Annotated in this window: 18 protein-coding genes and 1 pseudogene; 4 read left to right on the top strand and 15 right to left on the bottom strand. The window is 65.6% G+C overall.

Features of this window, described 5'->3' with window-relative positions:
- Positions 1-20: 20 nt before the first annotated feature.
- From GSQ83_RS19305 to GSQ83_RS19295, 3 genes and pseudogenes are all read right to left on the bottom strand, one after another.
- A complete protein-coding gene (locus GSQ83_RS19305) occupies positions 21-1,067 on the bottom strand; it encodes an LLM class flavin-dependent oxidoreductase (protein ID WP_158804509.1) in 1,047 nt (348 codons plus the stop codon).
- A gap of 77 nt (positions 1,068-1,144) precedes the next feature.
- Positions 1,145-1,348, bottom strand: a pseudogene (locus GSQ83_RS19300) (hypothetical protein); the annotation flags it as partial.
- A 44-nt stretch (positions 1,349-1,392) separates the two neighbouring features.
- Positions 1,393-2,238 carry an N-formylglutamate amidohydrolase gene (locus GSQ83_RS19295; protein ID WP_254065793.1) on the bottom strand — a complete coding sequence of 282 codons (846 nt, stop codon included), beginning with the start codon at positions 2,236-2,238 and terminating at the stop codon, positions 1,393-1,395.
- Between the two features lie 266 nt (positions 2,239-2,504).
- Between GSQ83_RS19295 and GSQ83_RS19290 the strand changes: the two genes are divergently transcribed.
- The 3 genes from GSQ83_RS19290 to GSQ83_RS19280 all read left to right on the top strand — a co-directional run bounded on the left by GSQ83_RS19290 (position 2,505) and on the right by GSQ83_RS19280 (position 5,743).
- Positions 2,505-3,917 carry a nitronate monooxygenase family protein gene (locus GSQ83_RS19290; protein WP_158804507.1) on the top strand — a complete coding sequence of 471 codons (1,413 nt, stop codon included), beginning with the start codon at positions 2,505-2,507 and terminating at the stop codon, positions 3,915-3,917.
- 5 nt (positions 3,918-3,922) lie between these two features.
- Positions 3,923-4,645, top strand: coding sequence for a M48 family metallopeptidase (locus GSQ83_RS19285; protein WP_254065792.1), 723 nt, complete (start codon positions 3,923-3,925; stop codon positions 4,643-4,645).
- A gap of 93 nt (positions 4,646-4,738) precedes the next feature.
- Entirely contained in the window at positions 4,739-5,743 is a 1,005-nt protein-coding gene (locus GSQ83_RS19280; protein ID WP_158804506.1) for a zinc-binding alcohol dehydrogenase family protein, read from the top strand.
- 204 nt (positions 5,744-5,947) lie between these two features.
- Here the strand turns inward: GSQ83_RS19280 and GSQ83_RS19275 are convergent, their stop codons facing one another.
- The 3 genes from GSQ83_RS19275 to GSQ83_RS19265 form a co-directional block, all read right to left on the bottom strand.
- Positions 5,948-6,622 carry an SIMPL domain-containing protein gene (locus GSQ83_RS19275; protein WP_158804505.1) on the bottom strand — a complete coding sequence of 225 codons (675 nt, stop codon included), beginning with the start codon at positions 6,620-6,622 and terminating at the stop codon, positions 5,948-5,950.
- Positions 6,623-6,644: 22 nt separating this feature from the next.
- Positions 6,645-9,152, bottom strand: coding sequence for an FAD-dependent oxidoreductase (locus tag GSQ83_RS19270; RefSeq protein ID WP_158804504.1), 2,508 nt, complete (start codon positions 9,150-9,152; stop codon positions 6,645-6,647).
- Positions 9,153-9,245: 93 nt separating this feature from the next.
- Positions 9,246-10,679: an amidase gene (locus tag GSQ83_RS19265; protein WP_158804503.1), complete on the bottom strand. Its 1,434-nt coding sequence runs from the start codon at positions 10,677-10,679 to the stop codon at positions 9,246-9,248.
- Between the two features lie 196 nt (positions 10,680-10,875).
- Between GSQ83_RS19265 and GSQ83_RS19260 the strand changes: the two genes are divergently transcribed.
- Positions 10,876-11,709 carry an SDR family oxidoreductase gene (locus tag GSQ83_RS19260; protein WP_158804502.1) on the top strand — a complete coding sequence of 278 codons (834 nt, stop codon included), beginning with the start codon at positions 10,876-10,878 and terminating at the stop codon, positions 11,707-11,709.
- A gap of 7 nt (positions 11,710-11,716) precedes the next feature.
- Here GSQ83_RS19260 and GSQ83_RS19255 read toward each other — a convergent pair whose 3' ends face one another.
- The 9 genes from GSQ83_RS19255 to GSQ83_RS19215 all read right to left on the bottom strand — a co-directional run bounded on the left by GSQ83_RS19255 (position 11,717) and on the right by GSQ83_RS19215 (position 21,798).
- On the bottom strand, positions 11,717-12,124 hold the full coding sequence (locus GSQ83_RS19255) for a VOC family protein (RefSeq protein WP_158804501.1): 408 nt from the start codon (positions 12,122-12,124) through the stop codon (positions 11,717-11,719).
- Between the two features lie 131 nt (positions 12,125-12,255).
- Positions 12,256-13,395, bottom strand: coding sequence for a hybrid-cluster NAD(P)-dependent oxidoreductase (locus GSQ83_RS19250; protein WP_158804500.1), 1,140 nt, complete (start codon positions 13,393-13,395; stop codon positions 12,256-12,258).
- Positions 13,396-13,400: 5 nt separating this feature from the next.
- Positions 13,401-14,681 carry an aromatic ring-hydroxylating dioxygenase subunit alpha gene (locus tag GSQ83_RS19245; RefSeq protein ID WP_158804499.1) on the bottom strand — a complete coding sequence of 427 codons (1,281 nt, stop codon included), beginning with the start codon at positions 14,679-14,681 and terminating at the stop codon, positions 13,401-13,403.
- Between the two features lie 137 nt (positions 14,682-14,818).
- Positions 14,819-15,925, bottom strand: coding sequence for a GlxA family transcriptional regulator (locus GSQ83_RS19240; protein ID WP_158804498.1), 1,107 nt, complete (start codon positions 15,923-15,925; stop codon positions 14,819-14,821).
- Positions 15,926-15,982: 57 nt separating this feature from the next.
- On the bottom strand, positions 15,983-16,360 hold the full coding sequence (locus GSQ83_RS19235) for a VOC family protein (protein ID WP_158804497.1): 378 nt from the start codon (positions 16,358-16,360) through the stop codon (positions 15,983-15,985).
- Positions 16,361-16,455: 95 nt separating this feature from the next.
- Positions 16,456-17,823, bottom strand: coding sequence for an L-serine ammonia-lyase (locus tag GSQ83_RS19230; RefSeq protein WP_158804496.1), 1,368 nt, complete (start codon positions 17,821-17,823; stop codon positions 16,456-16,458).
- A 150-nt stretch (positions 17,824-17,973) separates the two neighbouring features.
- Positions 17,974-18,534, bottom strand: a complete 561-nt coding sequence (locus GSQ83_RS19225) for a sarcosine oxidase subunit gamma (protein WP_174246692.1) — start codon at positions 18,532-18,534, stop codon at positions 17,974-17,976.
- A complete protein-coding gene (locus tag GSQ83_RS19220) occupies positions 18,527-21,520 on the bottom strand; it encodes a sarcosine oxidase subunit alpha family protein (RefSeq protein WP_158804495.1) in 2,994 nt (997 codons plus the stop codon). Before GSQ83_RS19220 ends, GSQ83_RS19225 begins: the two co-directional genes overlap by 8 nt.
- Positions 21,517-21,798 carry a sarcosine oxidase subunit delta gene (locus tag GSQ83_RS19215; protein WP_158804494.1) on the bottom strand — a complete coding sequence of 94 codons (282 nt, stop codon included), beginning with the start codon at positions 21,796-21,798 and terminating at the stop codon, positions 21,517-21,519. The genes GSQ83_RS19220 and GSQ83_RS19215 overlap by 4 nt, the downstream gene beginning before the upstream one ends.
- Positions 21,799-21,802: the final 4 nt, after the last annotated feature.

The raw sequence follows: 21,802 nt of genomic DNA, 5'->3' as shown, positions 1-21,802 counted from the left end.
CGAGCATGACGAACCGGCCGTCAAGCCGCTTCCCGCCGCGCCACTTCTGCCCGCACAATAGGCGCCACCCGTGTGCCAAAAAGCTCGATCGCCCGCATGATCCGGTCATGCGGCATCGGCCCGACGCTGACCTGCAGCAAGAATCGCTGGTGCTTCAGCACCGCGTGCTGCGCCAAGATCTTCTCCGCCACCTCCTCCGGCCCGCCGATCAGCAGGGCGCCACGCGGTCCGCGCATCTCGTCATATTGAGCCGGGGACATGGCGCTCCAACCGCGCTCGCGGCCAAGCCGGTTCATGACTTCGGCAAAGGATGGGTAGAACTCCGCCGCCGCCTGTTCCGCGCTGTCGGCGACGAAACCGTGCGAGTTGATGCCGACCGGCAGGGCCGCGGCCGCGTGACCGGCCCGGCGCCCCGACTCGCGATAATACTCCAGCAAAGGCGCGAACCGCGCCGGCTCGCCGCCGATGATCGCGACCGCCATCGGCAGCCCCAGCCGGGCCGCCCGCGAGGCTGAGGCCGGAGTGCCGCCGACCGCCACCCAGATGGGTAGGCTCGCCTGCTCGGATCGCGGATACACTGGCTCGCCCGTCAGCGCCGCCCGATGCTCGCCGCTCCAGGTAATTCCCTGATCCGCCCGCAGCTTCACGAGGAGATCGAGCTTCTCCGTGAACAGCGACTCGTAGTCGTCCAGGGCGTAGCCGAAGAGCGGGAACGACTCGATGAAGGAGCCGCGCCCCGCCATGATCTCCGCGCGACCCTCCGACAGCAGGTCGAGCGTCGCGTAATCCTGCAGGACCCGCACCGGATCCTCGGAACTCAGCACGGTGACGGCGCTGGTGAGCCGGATGCGCCGTGTCCGCGCTGCTGCGGCTGCCAGGATCACGGCGGGGGCAGAGACCACGTAATCCGGCCGGTGATGCTCGCCGAGGCCGAAGACATCGAGCCCGACCTGATCCGCCAGCACGATTTCCTCGACGAGGTCGCGCATCCGCTGTCCGGCGTCGATCTGGCGCCCGGTCGCGGGATCGTGGCGCGTCTCGCCGAAGCTGTAGATGCCGAGTTCCACCGGAACGCGCCGGGCTAGAGGTTCTGCCCGCTGCCGGTGGGCTTCACTTCCTGCATTTCCTGTTGTTCCTGCATTTCCTTCTCATGCTTGCGGTATTCGTGGCGCTTGTACATTCCCGCCGCGCAGCCGCCCGCCGCGCCTAGGACGCCATGATGCATCAGATGGCCGCCGACCGCGCCGACCGCGCCGTATTTCAGACAGCCGCCGGGCTCGGCCCGGGCTGCTGAAATGCCGGACGCCGCGACCAGCGCCAGCGCGCCGAATAGGGGAAGCAGACGCATGAAGGTAGACTCCTAGAGAAGCTGGGTGCCGATGGGACGATCCGTCAGGACGGCAGGAAGCCGTCGCTCGTCATATAGGTAACCAGATCCGAAAGATCCCTTTGCAAGCTCCGAAACCCGCCATGCGGTTCCATCCGGTGCTCGTCCATGTAGAGGCGACGGGCAATCTCGATCTGCAGGCCATGCACCTGATCGCGCGGCCGGCCATAGTGCCGGGTCACGAAACCCCCGGCATAGGGGTCGTTCCGCCGCAGGCTATAGCCGCGAAGGGTGAGGAACTCCTCGGTTCGCCGGGTGATGATCCCGGCGCAGGACGTGCCATGGGCGTCGCCGAGCACGATATCGGGCGTCGTGGCCCCCGTCATCGAAGGCATCGAGTGGCAGTCCACGAGCAGGCAGCGCCCGAAAGTCGCGCGGGTGCGGTCGAGCAGGCCCTTGAGCGCGTGGTGATACGGCTCCCAGCACAGGTGGATGCGCGCCTCGGCCTCCGCGAATCGGAGCTTATGGTCGTAGATCGCCTCGCCCGAGGCGACGATCCGGGGGATCGTGCCCAGCCCGGCGCCGATGCGGACGCTGCTGGTGGTGACCCAGGCCGGCAAGGGATCCTCGAACATGCTAGGATCGAGTTCCCATGGTTCGCGATTCGGATCGCAATAGGCGCGCGGGAAAGTGGCGGAGATCAGAGGGGCGCCCCGGCTGGGGGCTGCCGCGAACAGCCGGTCGACACAAAAATCCTCGCTCCGCCGGAGTGTATGGGCGGTGAGGCGGCTCGCCACGAGGAAGTCAGGCGGGTAGTGCGCGCCGGAATGGGGCGAGGCAAAGATCACCGCCGCCGTCTGGGGCGCGGGCTCTAAGACGACGAGGGGCGGGGGCCGGTCTTCGGTATCCATGGCGTCCATTGAACCGGGGTAACCCGCTTCTGTCATCGTTGTAGATTTGCCGCGGCGGCTAAAACACCCCCTCACGCTAGTTTCATGAGCTGTGCATGGGAGTGGCGCTCAGCAATCCACTTGTGGAAAACCCACTCGGCACGCTAGGGAATTCGTTCACGCAGTGGCAAAAGGGCGCCCGGCCGATCCGGCGAGGGCCTGTCGCTCCGGAGGCTAGGCGAGACACCGGCGACGGGGCGGGTCCTGAGCCAATCGGAAATGAGGTCATGAAGGCGCTGAACGCGATACGGATGGGCGGGGTGGACGTGCTTCCGCTTGTCGAGGGCGGCAAGGGCGTGGCGGTCACGGACGGGGAAACCTGCGGCCACTGGGCGGCCTCGGGCGGCATCGGCACCTTCAGCGCGGTGAACGCGGATAGCTATGACGAGGACGGGCGCCCGATCCCGCAGGTCTATCACGGCCGGACCCGGCGGGACCGGCATGAGGAACTCGTCGCCTATGCGATCTCCGGCGGCATCGCCCAGGCGCAGCAGGCCCATGAGATTAACGGCGGCAAGGGCCGGATCAACGCCAATATCCTGTGGGAGATGGGCGCGGCCGAACGCGTCATTACCGGGGTACTGGAAGGGGCCAAGGGCCTCATCAACGGCCTGACCTGCGGCGCCGGGATGCCCTATCGCCTGTCCGACATCGCGACACGTTTCGGCGTCCACTACTACCCCATAGTCTCCTCGGCCCGCGCTTTCAGCGCCTTATGGAAGCGCGCCTATCACAAGGCATCAAACCTCCTGGGCGGTGTCGTCTATGAGGATCCCTGGCTCGCTGGCGGCCATAACGGCCTGTCGAACGGCGAGGATCCGTCGAGACCCGAGGATCCTTTCCCGCGCGTGCTGGCTCTGCGCCGGCAGATGCGCGCCTTCGGGCTCGATGATACCCCCATCATCATGGCCGGCGGCGTCTGGTGGCTGGAGGAGTGGGAGGACTGGATCGACAATCCCGATCTTGGCCCTATCGCCTTCCAGTTCGGTACGCGTCCGCTGCTGACCGTGGAAAGCCCGATTGGCGCGAACTGGAAGCAGAAGCTGCTCACGCTCAAAAAGGGCGACATCTTCCTCAACCGCTTCAGCCCCACCGGCTTCTATTCGAGCGCGGTCAATAACGGCTTCATCCAGGAACTGCGTGGCCGCAGCGAGCGACAGGTCGCCTACACCACGGAGATCGTGGGCGAGCATCTGGCCGAGTTCGGTGTCGGCCCGCGCAAGCGTATCGTCTATCTGACCCGCCAGGACCTCGCGCGAGTGCGCAAATGGGCCTCCCAGGGCTTTACCGAGGCGCTGCGCACGCCGGACACCACGCTGATCTTTGTCACCCCCGAAACCGCGGGGCAGATCTACCAGGACCAGGTCGATTGCATGGGCTGTCTTAGCCAGTGCCGCTTCTCGAACTGGAGTCAGGAAGCGCCCGACTACTCGAACGGCAAGAAGGCCGATCCGCGTAGCTTCTGCATCCAGAAGACCTTGCAGACTATCGGCCATGAGGCGGAACGGCAGGAAACGACCGAGGACAATCTCATGTTCAGCGGTCATAACGGCTTCCGCTTCGCGCTCGATCCCTTCTACTCGAACGGCTTCATCCCGACGGTGAAGCAGCTCTTCGAGCGGATCACGACCGGACGCTGAGTCCGATGCCCGTAAGCCGGCTCGTCGCGACCGAGCCGGAGATCGAGACCGTCGCCATGCCCGGCGGCCCCGTTCAGGTGAAATGGCGGCGCAGCGGTCACGCCCGGCGCCTTACTCTGCGCATCGATCCGCGCGACGGCACGGTGGTCGTCACCCTCCCCATGCGTTCCTCCCGCCGCACCGGTCTGACGATGCTGAAGGACCATGCGGATTGGGTGAGGGGACGGTTGGCGGCACTGCCGGAAAGCATCGTTTTCGCCGATGGCGCGGAAGTGCCGGTGCATGGCACGCCGCATGCCATCCGACACCACAGACATCGGCCAGGCGCTGCCTCGATCGAGGCTGGCGAGATCATCGTTTCGGGCGATCCAGCCTTTCTCCGGCGGCGCGTTGCCGACTGCCTCAGGCTGGAGGCGCGGCGCCGCCTCACCGCGCTCGCCTGGGAGAAGGCCACCGTCGCCGGGCTGAAACCCCGCCGGGTTCTGATCAAGGATACGCGCAGTCGCTGGGGCAGTTGCGCGCCGGATGGCACGCTCGCCTTTAGTTGGCGCCTCGTCATGGCACCGCCGAGGATCCAGGCCTATGTGGCCGCGCATGAGGCGGCGCATTTGCGGCACCTCGATCACGGCCGCGCTTTCTGGTCGCTGGTCGGCGAACTGCATGCGGGATGGGAGCGTGACGCCGCCTGGCTGAGGCGGGATGGACCGCGCCTCATGCGTATCGGCTGAGCGCCAATTCCGCTTCTCCAACGAACCATTCGGACACAGCTTACGCCGCCCTTCTCGGGTGAACCCGCCTCGCTTTGGACCAAGGAGTTGCGCATGAAAGCAGTAGCCTTCACCCACGCCTATCCGATCACGCATGAGGATGCCCTGATCGACGTCCATCACCCCGAACCGCATCCGCGCCACGCCGACCTGCTGGTTGAGATCAAGGCGGTCTCGGTCAATCCGGTCGATACGAAAGTGCGCCGCACCGCCGAGCCGCTGGGTGAGGAGCGTGTTCTCGGTTTCGACGCGGCCGGCATTGTCCGAGGCATGGGTCCGGACGTGCGGCACTTCAGCATCGGCGACGAGGTCTGGTACGCCGGTACCATCAACCGCCCAGGTACCAACAGCGAGTTTCATCTCGTGGATGAGCGCATCGTCGGCCACAAGCCGCGTTCGCTCTCCTTCGCCGACGCGGCGGCTTTGCCGCTCACGGCGCTGACCGCGTGGGAAATGCTGTTCGACCGTTTTCGCATTCCGCGCGATGCCAAGGTGAGTTCGGGCACGCTGCTGATGATTGGGGGCGCCGGCGGTGTCGGCTCGATGGCGATTCAGCTTGCGCGCAAGCTCACCGGCCTGCGCGTGATCGCGACCGCGAGCCGGCCCGAGACGGTTGCCTGGTGCAAGGAGATGGGCGCGCATGACGTGATCAGCCACAAGCGCAGCCTCTCCGGGCAACTCGCAGATCTCGGGCTGAAGGGCGTGGATTACGTGTTCAGCACGAATACGCCGGCCTTTGGCGAGCTTGTGAAGGCGGTTATGCCGGAGGGCCATATCGGGCTTATCGACGATCCGCAGCCTTTTGACGCGCGCGAACTGAAGTCGCGGTCGATCGCGCTGCACTGGGAGTCGATGTTCACGCGCTCGGTTTTCCACACCGCCGACATGGTCGAGCAGCAGACGATTCTCGAACTCGTCGCGCGCCTGGTTGACCGCGGCGTTCTGCGCACCACGCGCGGCGAGCATTACGGCACGATCAATGCCGCAAACCTCAAGCGGGCGCATGAGACGATGGAGAAGGGCACGGCGATTGGAAAGATCGTGCTGGAGGGGTTTTGAGCAACGGCTAGTGTGAGCAGCGCAAACCGGGCGATCGGCCGACTCCCCACCGTCATGGCACGCGAAGGCGTGCGGGGCACCCCGTGCCATCCACGGTTTGCCTATGTCACGCAGACAAGGCGTGGATGCTCGGCCTTCGCCGAGCATGACGATGGTGGCTGCTGAACGGGTCATCTCGCCGCTAGCGACGAGATGCTGTTCGTACTACTCGCCGGTAATCAGCCGCGCGGTGCCTGAAACCGTCGCGGTCACCGTCTGGCTGTCCGCCTGCGCATTCGGCGGGCCGGACGGTGCGGCGGTGGCCATCATGCGCATCATCGGCATGGGCCGCGCGCTGCCGCCATCCTCGCCGACACTCATCCGCTGGAAACCGATGAAGGTGAGGTGCAGCAGCCTGGCGACCACCCGGCCGCGAACCTCAAGTGCCGTGATCGCCTTCGCCATCGCCTGCGCATAGGCCGCGTCTCGCGCCTCGGTCGTGAGTTGCCAGCCTAGGTCATTCACCGCGAGGCCCTGAGCCTGCAACGTTCCCACCAAGCCGAGCAGCGCGCCGCCATCCTTCGAGCGCAATGCGACGCCCTGACTGGCGCGCCAGACATCCTTCGGATCCGTCTCGTGCCAGACGGAATAGGCGTCGGTGCTCGCCGTCACTGCGGGAGCCGTCTTCGCCGCCGCCAAGGCGCGCGTGACTGCGTCATTCACCTGCGACTGCGCGGCAGCCGCGTTCGCCGCCGCTGCCGAAGCCGTCAAAGCCGCCCGCAACTCATCCGGCTTTGCCTCCACCGCGCCTGCGGCGGACAGTTCAAGCATGGTATCCGCATGCGCGACCGCCGGCGCCGCGAGGAAGGCAAGAGCAAAAGCGGCGTCGCGCAATCGCATGGCGGAGGTTCCGAGGTTGTGGTCAGCCTCTTAGCGAATCATTCGCTGCGTCGAAGGGTGAATCGGCGATCACCGTCGCGCGGTGGCGCTCACCCAGGATCGTCACCTCCAAAGCCTGCCCGGCTTTCGCGAGATCTGGCCGCACCATCGCGAGCGCCAAGGATTTTCTCACGCGCCAGCCAAAGCCGCCGGATGTTGTGCGGCCGACCAGCTCATTGGCGATATGGATTGGCTCCGACCCGCGCGCATCCGCATCCGTCACGTCATGCACTTCCAGCGTGACAAACGCATTGCCCACGCCGCGTTCCTTCCAGGCCAGCAAAGCGTCCTTGCCGATGAAATCGCCCTTTTTCAGCGAGATGAAGCGATCGAGACCAGACTCGTAGGCCGAATATTCGATCGACATCTCGCGCGGGATAATTTTGTAGGACTTTTCCAGCCGCAGCGCGTCCATCGCCTTGATGCCGAAGGGCCGCAGCTCGAACTCCGCACCCGCCTCGAACAGCAGGTCAAACAGGTAGTTCTGCATCTCGATCGGGTGGTGCAGCTCCCATCCTAACTCGCCGACATAGTTGACGCGCATGGCCAGCGCCGTCGCCGTCCCCACCGAGATCATCTTGCCCGTCAGCCAGGGGAAGCTCGCATTCGACAGATCCGTCTCGGTCAGCTTCGCGAGCAGCGCCCGCGAGCGCGGTCCGGCGAGAACGAAAACGCCATACTGTGTCGTCACCTTCTGCAAGGTGACGCTGCCATCGGTGGGCACCAGCTTGAACAGATAGTCGCTGTCGTGACGCTCCAGCGCGCCAGCGGAGACGAGGTAGAAACTATTCGCGCCTATGCCGAAGACAGTGAATTCCGCACGCACACCGCCGCGCTTGGTCAGCAGATAAGACAGCGAGACGCGCCCTGGCTTCGGCGTCTTGTTGGTCAGGATTTGGTCGAGCCATTCGGCGGCGCCCGGACCCGAAATCTCGAATTTCGCGAAGGCGCTCATGTCGAGCAGGCCGACCTTCTCATGCACATGCTTTGCCTCGCGGCCGACGAAGTCGAAGGCGTTGGAGCGGCGGAAGCTCCATTTCTCGCGGATGCGGCCGTCCTTTTCGGGCTCCGCGTGGTTCTCGTTCACCAGCACATTCGGTTTGGCGAGATCGGCCTCCGACAGCGCATAGCCTTCCGGCGCGAACCAGCCCGGCCGCTCCCAGCCATAGACCGTGCCGAACACCGCGCCTTTCGCCGCCATGCGGTCGTAGCAAGGCGAGCGCTTGAGGCCACGCGCGGCGCCGCGCTCCTCCTCGGGATAGTGTATGCTGAAGACCTTGGCATAGGCTTCCTCGGTCTTCTGCCGCAGATAGCCGCGCCCGGCATAGGGCCCGAAACGGCGCGGATCGACGCCCATCATATCGACCGAAGGCTCGCCCTCGACGATCCATTCCGCCAATTGCCAGCCTGCGCCACCGGCAGCCGTGATGCCGAAGCTATGGCCCTCGTTGAGCCAGAAATTCTTGAGGTGCCAGGCCGGCCCGACGATCGGGCTGCCATCCGGCGTATAGGCGATGGCGCCGTTGTAGACTTTCTTGACGCCCACCTCTCCGAATGCCGGCACGCGCTCGATGGCGGTCTCGATATAGGGCGCGAGGCGGTCGAGATCCTCCTGGAACAGCTCGTATTCGGACTGCGGCGAGGGACCATCGACGTAGCAACAGGGCGCGCCGACCTCGTACGGCCCGAGCAGCAACCCGCCGGCTTCCTCGCGCATGTACCATGACGAGTCTGCCTCGCGCAGCACGCCCATCTCGGGCAATCCCTTGGCGCGGCGCTCCATGATGAGCGGATGCTGTTCGGTCACGATGTATTGGTGTTCGACCGGGATCACCGGGATATCGAGCCCCACCATCTCGCCCGTCTTGCGCGCGAAATTGCCGGTGGCGGAGACGACATGCTCGCAGGTGATCTCGCCCTTGTCGGTCGTCACCAGCCATTCGCCGTTCGGCTTCTGGGTGATCGCCGTCACGGTGGTATTGCGATAGATTTCCGCGCCGCGCTTGCGGGCGCCGGTGGCGAAAGCCTGGGTGAGGTCGGCGGGCTGGATATAGCCGTCATCGACATGCTGGATTGCGCCGATGATGTCGCCGGTCTCCATCAGCGGCCAGATTTCCTTCACCTCAATGGGCGTCAGAAAGTCCGTCCGTACGCCGATGGTGCGCGCCACGCCGGCGTAATACTTATATTCGTCGAGCCGGTCCTGGGTGCGGGCGAGGCGGATATTGGAGACGCGCGACAGGCCGACATTCTGTCCGGTCTCGGCCTCGAGCCCCCGGTACAGCTCCAGCGAATACTTGTGCAGCTGGCCGACGGAATAGCTGAGGTTGAACAGCGGCAGCAGCCCGGCGGCGTGCCAGGTGGAACCCGAGGTCAGCTCCCGCCGTTCGATGAGAACGACATCGCTCCAACCCTTCTTGGCGAGATGGTAGAGCGTGCCCACGCCCACGGCGCCGCCGCCGATCACTACAACGCGCGCCTGGGTCTTCATCGGGTCGTCCTTCGGTACGGAGAGAGCAGCGCGGACAGGATAGGAACCGCTTGGCAATTGGCAACAGAAGGATTTCGCCGGGCCAATGGAAGATTAGCGACTGGCGATGATCGGTGGCGGGTGTTTCTCCGGCCATCGGGTCGCCCGGTCATAGGCCTGGCCTAGTTGCAGGCAGGAGAGGTCAGCGTACGGCCGCCCGATCAACTGCATCCCCATGGGCAGGCCGCCCGGGTTGAACCCGACCGGCACATTCAGCGCCGGCAGCGCGCCCATCGTCGATGTCACGACGACCTCCATCCAGCGGTGATAGCTATCCATCCCTCGCCCTGCGATTTCCTGCGGCCAATGCGTCTCCGCGCCGAAGGGAAATACCTGCGCGGAGGGCAGCGCCAGGTAGTCGAAACGCTCGAATACCGTCAGCAGATGGCGGAACCACCGCGTCCGCACCGCCAGCGCGGCGCTGATCGCGGAACCGGAGAGCGCCAGCCCGCGCTCGGTCTCCCATTGCGCCTCCGGCTTGAGCAGAGCGCGCCGCGCGGGGTCGCGAAAATCGTCACCGCGCGAGGCGGCGATGCCCCAGCTTCGCAGCGTGATCCAGGCCTGCCAGACCTCCTCCATCGGGAACCCGATGGCGAGCGGCTCGACCTGCATGCCCTGCGCCTCCAGCACCCGCAGCCCATCCTCGCAGAGCGCCAGAATGCCGGGCTCCATCGGCAGATGTCCGCCGAGATCACCCAGCCAGCCGATCCGGCGGCCCGCCACCGCAGCATCGAGCGGTGCCGTCACCGCCTCCGCGGGGTCGCGCAGAGAAAGTGGCGCGCGCGGGTCTGGGCCAAGCTGGACCGCGAAGAGCATCGCGAGGTCGGCGACACTGCGCGCCATCGGCCCGAGCACCGCCATCCCGGCATTGAGAACGTCCGCCGCATCCGCCTCGGGAATACGCTGCGGACTGGGGCGGAAGCCGAAGACGTTGTTGAAGGCGGCGGGGTTGCGCAGCGAGCCGCCATGATCGCTGCCATCCGTCAGCGGCACCATGCGCGTCGCCAGCGCCACCGCCGCCCCGCCGCTGCTGCCGCCGGCCGTGCGGCCCTGGTCATAGGCGTTGAGGGTGGTGCCGAAGACCGTATTGTAGGTCTGCGAGCCGTAGCCGAATTCCGGCACGTTGGTCTTGCCGATGAAGATCGCGCCCGCCGCCCGCAGCCGCGACACCATGATGCTGTCGGTCTCCGGCACATGATCCCGAAACAGCGGCGACCCCTGCGTGCTGCGGAGCCCGGCCGTCTCCTCAAGGTCCTTTACGGCGAAGGGCAGTCCATGCAGCGGCCCGCGCGTCGGTCCGCCGTCCAGCGCCGCCGCCTGCGCCAGGAGGTCGGGGCGCTCGACGCGGGAGACGATGGCGTTAACGGACGGGTTAGTCGCGTCGATGTGGTCGAGAAACGCGGTCATCACCTCGACGCAGGAAACCTCACGCGCCGCGACGCGTCGGGTGAGGTCGATGGCGGAGAGGCGTGTGAGGTCGGAGGACATAGGCTTCGCCCTATAAACTACTTACGCGGCACCGTCGGGAGTGTCGCACGCCGAAGCGCAAGACAAATCCGATGCGCAGTACGAATGACTCCCAAATGCCATCAAAATCGGGATATTCGCCATACGAGCCATCGCCACATCGACCTAGACCTCTGCGGAACGCTGGTGCTCCGCCGGCAAGGGAGGAAGCGGCATTATGGATTCTCTCGAAAACCAGGGCTCGGCCCTCATCACGGGTGCCTCTTCGGGCATCGGCGCGGTCTATGCAGACCGCCTTGCCCGGCGCGGTTGCGATCTCGTTCTGGTCGCGCGAAACCGGGAGCGCCTCGAAGCTCTCGCGAAACGGCTGCGGGAGGAGACAGGCCGTTCCATTGAAACCGTGGCGGCGGATCTGGGCGACAAAGCCGATTTGGCGGGCATTGAGGCCATGCTCCGCACCGAGAGCCGCTTCAGCATGCTGGTGAACAATGCCGGCTTCGGGGCGACGGCGCCTCTGCTCGCCTCCGACATCGACAAGATGGAGGCGATGATCGCGCTCAACGTCACCGCGCTGACCCGGCTGACCTTCGCCGCCGCACCCGGTTTCGTCGCGCGCGGAAGAGGTGCGGTCATCAACATCGCCTCGATCGTCGCGATCGCGCCGGAACTGCTTAATGGCGTTTACGGGGGCAGCAAAGCCTATGTTCTGGCCTTCAGCCAGTCGCTGCACCACGAACTCGCGGCGAAAGGCGTGCGTGTCCAGGCCGTGCTGCCTGGAGCCATCGCGACCGAGTTCTGGGGTATCGCCGGCCAGCCTGTCGAGAACCTTCCGCCGACGATGGTGATGACCAGCGAGAATCTCGTCGATGCGGCGCTCGCCGGGCTGGATCAGGGCGAACTCGTCACCATCCCGTCCCTGCCGAATATCAACGACTGGGCCGCCTGCGAAAAAGCTCGGCGGGCACTGACGCCCAATCTCTCGCGCCGTCAACCGGCTGCCCGCTACGGGATCGTCAAGCGGAGCCTTTGGTCTTTAGGCGCGTCGAGCTAAGCCAAAGTCAGGCGGCGTCCGGCTTGTGGTGATGGAAGACGCAGGCGAGCTTGTTGCCGTCCGGATCACGCACATAGGCCACGTAGAAGCTCGGCTCGTAATAGCTGCGCGTGCCTGGCGCGCCGTCGCTGGTGCCGCCATGGGCCAGCGCCGCGTCGTGGAAGGCGATCACCTCCGCCTCGCTGCCAGCCCGCAACGCGATCATCGTGCCATTGCCTGCGGTTGGCGGCTGTCCGTCAAAGGGCTTGCAGATCCAGAAGCTCACGCCGCCATCGTAGTCGGGACCCCAGCTGAAGAAACCGTCGGTCGATCCCGGTGATCGCGATGCGCCGAGCACGCCAAATACGGCGTCGTAGAACGCGATGGCTCTCGGCAGATCGCTGACGCCGACTGTGGTGTAGAGAAGGAGGGACATCGGCTACCTCGTCATGCTCGGCGCAGGCCGGGCATCCACGCCTTCGCGTGCCATGACGGTGACGGGTGCGTCCAGGATCGAAGACATTGTTCGAGCCACCATGGTCAGAATCGCAAGTGCGCAATCGATCCCTATCGCTCGATCACCAGATCGCTCAGGGGTTTGGAGCAGCAGATCAACACCATGCCCTGATCGATCTCGCGCTGGCGGATGCCGCCCTGGTGTTGCATCGCGACCTCTCCAGACAACAGCTTGCTCTTGCAGGTTCCGCACAAGCCGCGTGTGCAGGAGGAGGGTAGGCGCATCCCCGCCGCCCGCGCCGCCGCCAATACATGGGTATCGGCCGGAACCTCGATGGTACGGCGGCTTTTGGTGAATTCGACTTTGTAGGTCGCGACCGCATTGGCCGTGTTGGCGGGCGGCGCGATCGCCGCGTCCAAGGGTGCCAGATCCTCGAACTTGAAGCTTTCCTCATGGTAGCGCGCCATGTCGAAGCCCGCGCCGGTCAGCATGCTGCGAATGCCCGCCATATAGGGCGCCGGGCCGCAAGCGAAGACCTCCCGTTCCATCAAATCCGGTGCCACCATCTGCAACATCGGCAAGGTGATACGCCCGCGCAGCCCGGTCCAGCTTTCGTCCGGACTATCGTGTTCGCAGATCGGAATCGCGCGAAACCCGGGCGAGCGCGCCATGATCGCCAGATCGCTGCGGAAGATGATGTCGGCGGGGCTGCGCGCGCTGTGGAGAAACAGCACGTCGGTCTCCATCGCGAGGTCATGGAAGCTGCGCGCCATCGACATCAGCGGTGTGATCCCGCTGCCAGCCGACAGCAGCAGATACTTTCCGTTCGGCGAGGCGAAATCGACACAGTTGAACTCGCCCATTGGCCCGATCGCGCGGATCTCGACGCCCGGCTTCATCGTGTCATGCAGCCAGGGACTCACCACGCCGCCGGCAAACCGCTTGGTGGTGATCGAAATCAGATGCGGCCGGGTCGGCGAGGAGGAAATCGTGTAGCAGCGATTGACCGACTGGCCATCGATATTGAGATCCAGCGTGATGAACTGGCCCGGCTTGTAATGGTGCCGGCGCGGCGAACGCCCCGAGAAGACGAAGGTCCGCACGTCATGCGTTTCCTGCCGCACCGCGCGGCAGACCAGCACGTCATCCTCCTCGGAATCCCAGTCCGGCAGGCGCGCATCCAGCTCCGTCGCGACGAGTTGGCGCCGAGAGGACAGAATGCGCGGAGTCTCGGGCGTGGCGTCAGCCATTTCGCTCAGGCCAGCCCGTCGGAGAGGCGGCCGAGATACCATTTGCAGAATTTCTCAACCAGCATCTCGGTATAAGGCGAATAGGGTCCCGGCTCGTAAGCCGGCGTGCGTGCCCCGGCCTGGGCGATCTCGACCAAGCCGGCATCCTGCGCATTTGTCGCATTCCAGACGCTGGTGAGGTTTTCGAGGTCGTAATCGATCCCCTCGCGCGCATCCTTGTGCACCAGCCATTTGGTGCGGACCAAGGTGTGTTCGGCGTCGATTGGGATCGCCGTGAAGGTCACGATGTGGTCGCTCATGAAATGGTGCCAGGAATTCGGCTGCGTCCAGAACGACAGACCGCCCAGCTTGCTATCCGTCAGAGCGCCCAGCAGCTTCTTCGACGCCACATGCGTATCGAGCGTCTGGCTCTCGCCCGCCTGATCGATCGGCAGCCGCTGCGTGCGGAAACCGGTGATCATGTCGTCGAGGTGATCGACCTCGGCCGAAGCGATGCCGCAGCTTTCCCAATGCTTATGGGATGTCTGCACCAGCGTGTCATAGCGCTCGGCCTGCGCTAGTTCCGTCTCGTCCATCTGGCCGGGCGCAAAGCCGAAGCCATAGGCGAAAAGCGGAATGGTCAGCTCCGGATGGTTGCCGGAACAATGGTAGCACTCCCGATTATTCTCCATGGTGAGCTTCCAGTTGCCACGCTCGATGAGGTCGAAGGAGGTCGCCACTTTGCAGTTCTTCACGTCGTGCGGCAGCAGATAGGGATTCATTGCCGCTTCCATGGCGTCGATATCGTCCGGCGGCTCGGCGGCCAGGCAGATGAAGATCAGGCCGGCGACCGAGCGCACATGCACCGGTTTCAGCCCGAAGCAGCTGGTGTCGAAATCCTCGCCCATATGCTCGGCGTAGATGAGATTGCCTTCGAGATTATAGGTCCACTGGTGGTAACGGCAGACCAGATTGCCGACCGCACCGCTCTCCTCATGCACCAGCTTGGAGCCGCGATGGCGGCAGACATTGTGGAAAGCCCGCAGCTCCATGTCGTCGTTCCGCAGAATGACGATGGAATTGAGGCCCAGCGTGACCGTCACGTAGTCTCCGGCCTCGGCGATCTCCGGCTCGACCGCGACATAGATCCAGTGGCGGCCGAAGATGTATTCCATATCGGCCGCGAAGATTTCGGGGCTGGTATAAAACGGCGATTCCAGGCTGTGGCCCGGCTGGCGGCGCGCGATGAGGGAGCGGAGGGCCGCGCGCGTCTCGTCGGAAATGAGGCTCTTGCCCAGGGCGGTCATGTCCCTGATCTCCCACTCTCTAATGGATGCCGGCGGCGTCGGGTCTCGGGTCGGCATCCCAGCGCATCCTGATCGCGCCGCAGCTTCCCGGGTTGCGCCAATGCGACATGGTTTTTGCCAAAATCCGCGCCCGGGCGCTACTCGAAGATACGCATGCCCGCCAGATGTTCAGGGCGGCGCGTCACCATCATCGCGAGATCTTCGGGCTCGACCTGAGGTTGGCGCTCCCGCAGCCGGCAGTCGGTCGGGGTGATGCCGTGCAGCGCCTTGAATTTGCGCGAGAAATGGGCGCAGTCGGCAAAGCCCGCATCCAGCGCGATCTCGGTGATCGAGAGATCCGTATGGTCCAACAGCCAGCGCGCATAGCGCAGCCGCAGCAGCCGGTAGTGAGAGGCCGGGCGGACGCCCATCACGCTCTGGAACAGCCGCTCCAGCTGGCGCGGCGAGATCGAGAGGCGGGAGGCGAGTTCGGCGATGGGCAGCGGGTCGGCGACATGCTGCTCCATCAGCAGCAAGGCCCGGCGCACCCGCTCGTCCGAGACGATCTCCTCGGCCACCGGCGGGTGCGGCTGCGCCTCGCTGCCGGAGCGGGCGCGGTCGAGCAGCAGCACATGCCGCGCCTTCTGGGCGACGGCGCGGCCGATGTGCCGCTCGATGAGGAAGCTCGCCAGATCGGCGGTGCCGGCGCCGCCGGAGCAGGTGATGCGGTTGCCATCGACGAAGAACAGCCGGTCGGCGATGACCTTGTGGTCGGGGAATTCGCTGGTGAAGTCCTGGTGGTGGTACCAGCTCACGCAGCAGCGGCGGTCCTTCATCAGCCCGGCGCGACAAAGCATGAAGCCGCCGGTGCAAAGGCCGATCAGCGTCACGCCCGCTTTCGCCGCCGCGGTCAGATAGGCGGTGGTCTCGGCATCCATCTGCGGCCCGGCATGCAGCAGGCCGCCAACCACCACGATGTAGTCGAAGCCTCTCGGATCGAGGAAGGCGCTGTTTCGCGCGATGCTGACGCCGCAGCTGGCCTTCGCGGGCTCGCCGCGTGAGGACATGACTGTCCAACGGCACAGGATATGGCGGCTGCGGTCGCCCTCATCGGCGGCCAGGCGCAGGAAATCGACGAAGAGCGAGAAGGCGGAGAGGGTGAAGTTATCGGCCAGGATGAAGCCGACGGATAGCGGCGGCTTGGCCCGCAGGCCTGTCGTCGTTCCGTCCTCCGCAATCCGTCCTCGATAGAGATCCGCGACCATGCCGACGTCACTCCGGTAAACATCCCCTTTCCGGAACGGATGGGGAAGCCGCTGGCCTCAGGCTGGGCCGATATGGAAGGCGCAGAGCTTGTTGCCTTCGGGATCGCGAAAATAGGCGCCGTAGAAGCCATCGGGATCATCGTCCCGCATACCGGGCGGACCCTCGCAACTCGCCCCCAGTGTCAGGGCCTTGGCATGCATTGCGTCCACAACGGCGCGCGACGGTGCATCGAGCGCGATCATCGCGCCATTCCCCACGGCCGCCGCGCCGCCGTTGGCCGGGTTCAGGATACCGAATTCCATGATGCCACGGCCATAGAAGATGCCGCGATCGATCGCGCCAACCCGCGAGGCGCCGATCATAGCGAGCAGTTCGTCATAGAAGGCGGTCGCCTTCTCGATGTCGTTGGTTCCGAAGGTCGCGTAGATCGGCATCCGAATTCTCCTGTGTCGCGCGAAACTCTTGCCGTCCGGCAAGGGAAGCAGGGTCGGAATCGTGAATAGAGTGCCACCCCCGCCCGCTTACCGGCTCAGCACTCCGTGAAATTCACCGCCAAGCCGCCCAGCGACGTCTCCTTGTATTTCGACTGCATGTCCATGCCGGTCTGGCGCATCGTGGCGATCACCTGGTCCAGCGACACCCGATGCGTGCCATCCCCATGCAAAGCCAGCGAGGCCGCGTTGATCGCCTTGATCGCGCCGAAAGCGTTGCGCTCGATGCAAGGGATCTGCACCAGCCCGCCGACCGGATCGCATGTCATGCCGAGATGATGCTCCATTCCGATCTCGGCCGCATTCTCGATCTGCTCATTGGTGCCACCCAGCGCCGCGCAGAGGCCGGCGGCGGCCATCGAGCAGGCAACGCCGACCTCGCCCTGGCACCCCATCTCGGCGCCGGAGATCGAGGCGTTGATCTTGAACAGCGCGCCGATCGCCGCCGCCGTCACCATGAAATCGCGCAACCCCTCGGTGGTCGGGTCGGGGCAGTGGTCGCGATAGTGCCGCATCACCGCCGGCACTACGCCCGCCGCGCCGTTGGTGGGTGCCGTCACCACCCGGCCGCCGGCGGCATTCTCCTCATTCACCGCGATGGCGTAGAGGCTCACGCGGTCGAGCATCGTATGCGGCAGCGGATCGTTGCGCCGGCTTGCCGCCTCCATCCGTGCAAGCAAGGCGCGGGCACGGCGGCGCACCTTCAGCCCGCCGGGCAACTCGCCCTCGGCCGCGATACCTCGGTCGATGCTGTCCATCATCACCGCGATAATGCGGTCGATGAGCGCCTCGATCTCGGCCTGACCGCGCAGGGCCCGCTCATTCGCCCACATCATCTCGGCGATCGTGAGGCCCGATAGCTGCCCCATCCGCAGCATCTCGTCGCCGCAGCGGAACGGGTAGGGGAGAGCAATTGCATCATCCGGAGGCGGTGCGCCGACCTCGGCCTCGCGCAATACGAAACCGCCGCCGATGGAGCACCAGCGTTCGGCATGGAGCACGGCGCCGGCGGCGTCCAGAGCCGCGAATTCCATCGTATTGGCGTGGACGGGCGTTGCCGCCTCCGTGTCGAAGATGATGTCGGTGCCAGGCTCGAAGGGGATCATACGGCGGAGCAGCAGCAGGCGATGGGCGCCGCGTGCGTCGTCGATGATCCGCCGCGCATCGGCGGCGGTCACGCTATCGGGCATCTCGCCGGCGAGGCCGAGCATCACCGCCGTGTCTGTTGCGTGGCCTTTGCCGGTCCAGGCGAGGGACCCCATCAAAGTCACCCGCAGGCGCGCAACGCGATCCAGCCCCACCGGCTCCAACGCCTTGGCGAAGGCAAACGCGGCCTTCATCGGCCCGACGGTGTGCGAGGAGGACGGCCCGATCCCAATCTTGAACAGCTCGAAAACGCTGATCATGGCCCGAAAGCCGCATGTGGCTCCCTTCCCTGGAAGGGAGGGGGTGGGGGTGGTTTGATATAGGGTTTCAGAAAGGGAGGTTCGGCACGCGCGAGAACCCACCCCCGGCCCCTCCCTTGCAGGGTGGGGTGAAGAGGGTTGCGACGTTTCTCAGCCACCGAATTCACGCATGTGTTCGCGCAAGAACTCACACACGTACGGCGCGAAGGATCGCCAGACCTCGATGTGAAACGTCTCCCGCCCCGTTCGCCACAACACGATCTCGCTCTTGCCGAGCAAGGTTCGCGTGCACATCCCCACCGGGAACGCACCGATATCGAGATCGAGCGGGTTGCCTCCCGCCAACACCGTCTCGGCCAGCACCCCCGAGAGGATCAGAGCCGTCTGGCGATGCGACACATCCACCAGCGCATGCCCGATCCCCGGCAGCCGAGCCGCGAGCTGTGCCGCCACCGTCTCCGGCTCCTCGCCCGGCGCCAGCAGCAGCCATTCGTCGGGACCGAGCCACAGCGCCGCCCGGCCCATCGCCATCGTCGCGCGGCAGGCGACACGCGAAAGCGGCGTACCCCAAGCCTCATCCGCCGCCTGAGCCGCGCCCTCCGGCCCACGAAAGACGAAGCGCGCGCCGTCGGGCGCGGGGCTGAGCGTCACCCCGTCGGCGCCGATCACCGAGGCGGGCAGGGCAGGCAGCCGGGCGGGACGTTCAACCATTGAGCCGTGTTCCCTCCGGATCATAGAAAACGGGCGGCACCACTTGCACGGCGATCGACCGGCCGCCCGGCATCGGCACATGCAGCGTCTCGCCATGCCGCGCCCTGCCGCCCGCGAGCAGCGCCAGCGCGATGGGATGGCCCAAACTTGGGCTGAGATAGGAGGAGGTGACGTGCCCCAGCACGCTCATCGGCACCGGCTGATTTGGATCGGCGACGATCTGCACGCCTTCCTCCAGCACCGTCACGTTATCGGCGCTCATCAGTCCCACCAGCTGCTTCCGGTTCGCATCCATCATCCCGGAGCGGCTGAGTGACCGCTTGCCCACGAAATCCGGCTTGGCCTTGCCGACGGCCCAGGTGAGGCCCGCGTCATCGGGTGTCACCGTGCCATCCGTCTCCTGACCCACGATGATGAAGCCCTTCTCGGCCCGCAGCACATGCATCGATTCGGTACCGTAAGGGGTGATACCATGCGGTATGCCCGCCGCGTAGACCGCTTCCCAAACGGCTTGGCCGTAATCCGAGGGCACGTTGATCTCGAAGCCCAGCTCGCCGGTGAAGCTCACCCGAAACAGCCGCGTCGGAACGCCGCAGATCGTGCCCTCGGCCAGTGCCATGTGAGGCAGCGCCACTGCCGATAGATCGATGCCCTCGACCAGCGGCTCCAGAACCGCGCGCGCGGCGGGTCCCTGGACGGCGATCACCGCCCATTGCTCGGTGGCGGAGGTCAGCCAGACGCGGAGATCGGGCCACTCCGTCTGCAGATAGTCCTCCATCATGTTGAGCACGGCCGCTGCGCCGCCGGTCGTGGTGGTGACGTGGAAGCGGTCCGGCGCGAGGCGGCCGACAACACCGTCATCCATCACGAAGCCGTCCTCGCGAAGCATGATTCCGTAGCGGCAACGCCCCGTGCCGAGCTTCGTCCAGGGATTGACGTACATCCTGTTCATGAACTCGGCGGCATCCGGCCCTACCACCTCGATCTTGCCGAGGGTCGAGCCGTCGAAGATGCCGACGCCCGCACGAACCGCGCGGCATTCGCGCAGCACCGCCGCATGCATGTCCTCGCCGCGTTGCGGGAAATAGCGCGCGCGCTTCCACAGGCCGACATCCTCGAAGACGGCGCCTTGCGAGACCGCCCAGGCGTGGGTCGGCGTGCGGCGCACGGGATCGAACTGCTCGCCACGTGCGGTACCTGCGAAATTGCCGAAGGTCGTCGGCGTATAGGGCGGGCGGAAGGTGGTGAAGCCGACCTCTGGGATGGTCTTGCCCTGCGCCTCGGACAGGATGCCGAGCATGGGCATATTGCTCGTCTTGCCCTGGTCCGTCGCCATGCCCGTAGTCGTATAGCGCTTTACATGCTCGACCGAGCGGAAGCCTTCCCGCACCGCAAGTTTCAGATCCTTGGCCGTGCTGTCGTTCTGGAAATCGACGAAGGCCCGGACTTTTGTCGGATCACGGTCATGCGGCAGGCTGCCGAGCACGCTGCCGGTATCCGCGGCGGCTGCCACAACCACAAAGTTGCGCTTCCCGTCACCGCCAGCCGCTGCCGCGCCGGCGCTGAAACCGCTGTCTAGCGCGCTCCCAAGGTCGTAGATGCCGGCGGCGGCTCCCGCGACTCGTATCCGCTGCGGCGCCGCGCCGGGAACATAGGCCTGCAACGTCTCGTCGAAGCGAAGCTTGCCGAGGGACTGCGAGAAGAGATGCACCGAGGGCGTCCAGCCGCCCGCCATCAGCAGCAGGTCGCAGCCAATCTCGCGCGTGCCCCCGACGCCGCCCTCGCCATCGACCCTCGCCAGCGAAACGGACGCAAGCCGCATTCGCCCCGTCGTGCCCGTAACCGTGGCGCCGGTCTCGACCAGCAGCCCGGCCCGACGCGCCGCATCCAGCCAATCGCCACTCGGCGCTTGGCGCAAATCAGCGACGGCGGCGATTTCGACGCCCGCTTCGTGCAGCGCGAGCGCCGCGCGGTAGCCACTGTCATTCGCCGTCGCCAGCACGGCGCGGCCACCCGGTATCGCGCCATAGCGCGTGACATAGGCATGCGCGGCATCGGCGAGCATGATGCCGGGGCGGTCATTGTCGGGGAAAGTCAGTGGCCGCTCGATCGCGCCTGAGGCGAGCACAACCTCCTTTGCCCGCACCTGCCACAGTCTTTCGCGCGGCTGGCCCGGATCAGGCGTCGCGAGATGGTCCGTCACACGCTCGACCAGGCCTAGATGATTGTGCGGGTAATAGCCGAAAGCCGTGGTGCGCGGCAGCAGCGTGACGCGCGGCATGGCGGTGAGTTGTGCGAGTGTCTCGGCTACCCAAACGGCCGCTGGCTTGCCGGCGATGCTGGAGGTGTGGTCGGCGATCAGCGAGCCGCCCATTTCGTTCTGCTCGTCGCACAGGATGACGCGCCCGCCACTCTCGGCGGCGGCAAGGGCTGCGGCGAGTCCGGCGGGACCGGAGCCGATCACCAGCACCTCGCAATGCGCGTTGCGCTGCAAATAGCGATCGGGGTCGGGACCCTCCGGCACGCGGCCGAGACCGGCGGCGGCGCGGATACGCGGCTCGTAGACCTTCTCCCAGAAGCCACGCGGCCACATGAAGGTCTTGTAGTAGAAGCCCGCCGGCAGAAGCGGGGAAACACGGTCGTTGATGCCGCCGATATCGAAATCGAGGCTCGGCCAGCGGTTTTGGCTGATCGCTGTCAGACCCTCATAGATTTCGACCTGCGTCGCCCGCAGATTCGGTGCTTGGCGCGCGCGGTCCCGGATGACGGTGACGAGCGCATTCGGCTCATCCGATCCGGCCGACATGATGCCGCGCGGGCGATGATATTTGAAGGAGCGGCCGACCAGGTGAACGCCATTCGCGATCAGCGCGGAAGCCAGGGTATCGCCGGCGAAGCCCGTAAGGGCGCGGCCATCGAAGGTGAAAGCGAGACGCCGCGCGCGATCGATGCGGCCGCCGCTCGCGGTGCGGAAAGCGTCGCTCATCGCAGAGTCTCCGGCCGCGTTTCACCGGCTTTGTAGCTGCCTAGGATGCGATCCGTTGTGGTGTCCCGCACGACATTGAAGAAGCGCGCGCAGCCATGGACGTGGCGCCAGCGCTCGGCATGCACGCCCTTCTCATTGTCGCGCATATAGAGGAATCCAGCCCAATCCTCCTCGCTCAATGCGGCGGGGTTCTCGGGCCGCGCGATATGCGCCTGTCCGCCATAGCGGAATTCCAATTCCGGGCGCTCGCCGCAATAGGGGCAGGGAATGAGAAGCATCGGT

The sequence above is a fragment of the Acidisoma sp. L85 genome (assembly GCF_009765865.1).
Lineage (GTDB): Bacteria > Pseudomonadota > Alphaproteobacteria > Acetobacterales > Acetobacteraceae > Acidisoma.
Note: the sequence above shows the minus strand (reverse complement) of the source record. Positions and strands in the feature narration are given on the sequence as shown.

Excerpts from the sequence above, each read along its gene's own strand:
- GSQ83_RS19295 (WP_254065793.1), bottom strand. The coding sequence starts at position 2,238 with ATGGATACCGAAGACCGGCCCCCGCCCCTCGTCGTCTTAGAGCCCGCG.
- GSQ83_RS19290 (WP_158804507.1), top strand. The coding sequence starts at position 2,505 with ATGAAGGCGCTGAACGCGATACGGATGGGCGGGGTGGACGTGCTTCCG.
- GSQ83_RS19285 (WP_254065792.1), top strand. The coding sequence starts at position 3,923 with ATGCCCGTAAGCCGGCTCGTCGCGACCGAGCCGGAGATCGAGACCGTC.
- GSQ83_RS19280 (WP_158804506.1), top strand. The coding sequence starts at position 4,739 with ATGAAAGCAGTAGCCTTCACCCACGCCTATCCGATCACGCATGAGGAT.
- GSQ83_RS19275 (WP_158804505.1), bottom strand. The coding sequence starts at position 6,622 with ATGCGATTGCGCGACGCCGCTTTTGCTCTTGCCTTCCTCGCGGCGCCG.
- GSQ83_RS19270 (WP_158804504.1), bottom strand. The coding sequence starts at position 9,152 with ATGAAGACCCAGGCGCGCGTTGTAGTGATCGGCGGCGGCGCCGTGGGC.
- GSQ83_RS19265 (WP_158804503.1), bottom strand. The coding sequence starts at position 10,679 with ATGTCCTCCGACCTCACACGCCTCTCCGCCATCGACCTCACCCGACGC.
- GSQ83_RS19260 (WP_158804502.1), top strand. The coding sequence starts at position 10,876 with ATGGATTCTCTCGAAAACCAGGGCTCGGCCCTCATCACGGGTGCCTCT.
- GSQ83_RS19255 (WP_158804501.1), bottom strand. The coding sequence starts at position 12,124 with ATGTCCCTCCTTCTCTACACCACAGTCGGCGTCAGCGATCTGCCGAGA.
- GSQ83_RS19250 (WP_158804500.1), bottom strand. The coding sequence starts at position 13,395 with ATGGCTGACGCCACGCCCGAGACTCCGCGCATTCTGTCCTCTCGGCGC.
- GSQ83_RS19245 (WP_158804499.1), bottom strand. The coding sequence starts at position 14,681 with ATGACCGCCCTGGGCAAGAGCCTCATTTCCGACGAGACGCGCGCGGCC.
- GSQ83_RS19240 (WP_158804498.1), bottom strand. The coding sequence starts at position 15,925 with ATGGTCGCGGATCTCTATCGAGGACGGATTGCGGAGGACGGAACGACG.
- GSQ83_RS19235 (WP_158804497.1), bottom strand. The coding sequence starts at position 16,360 with ATGCCGATCTACGCGACCTTCGGAACCAACGACATCGAGAAGGCGACC.
- GSQ83_RS19230 (WP_158804496.1), bottom strand. The coding sequence starts at position 17,823 with ATGATCAGCGTTTTCGAGCTGTTCAAGATTGGGATCGGGCCGTCCTCC.
- GSQ83_RS19225 (WP_174246692.1), bottom strand. The coding sequence starts at position 18,534 with ATGGTTGAACGTCCCGCCCGGCTGCCTGCCCTGCCCGCCTCGGTGATC.
- GSQ83_RS19220 (WP_158804495.1), bottom strand. The coding sequence starts at position 21,520 with ATGAGCGACGCTTTCCGCACCGCGAGCGGCGGCCGCATCGATCGCGCG.
- GSQ83_RS19215 (WP_158804494.1), bottom strand. The coding sequence starts at position 21,798 with ATGCTTCTCATTCCCTGCCCCTATTGCGGCGAGCGCCCGGAATTGGAA.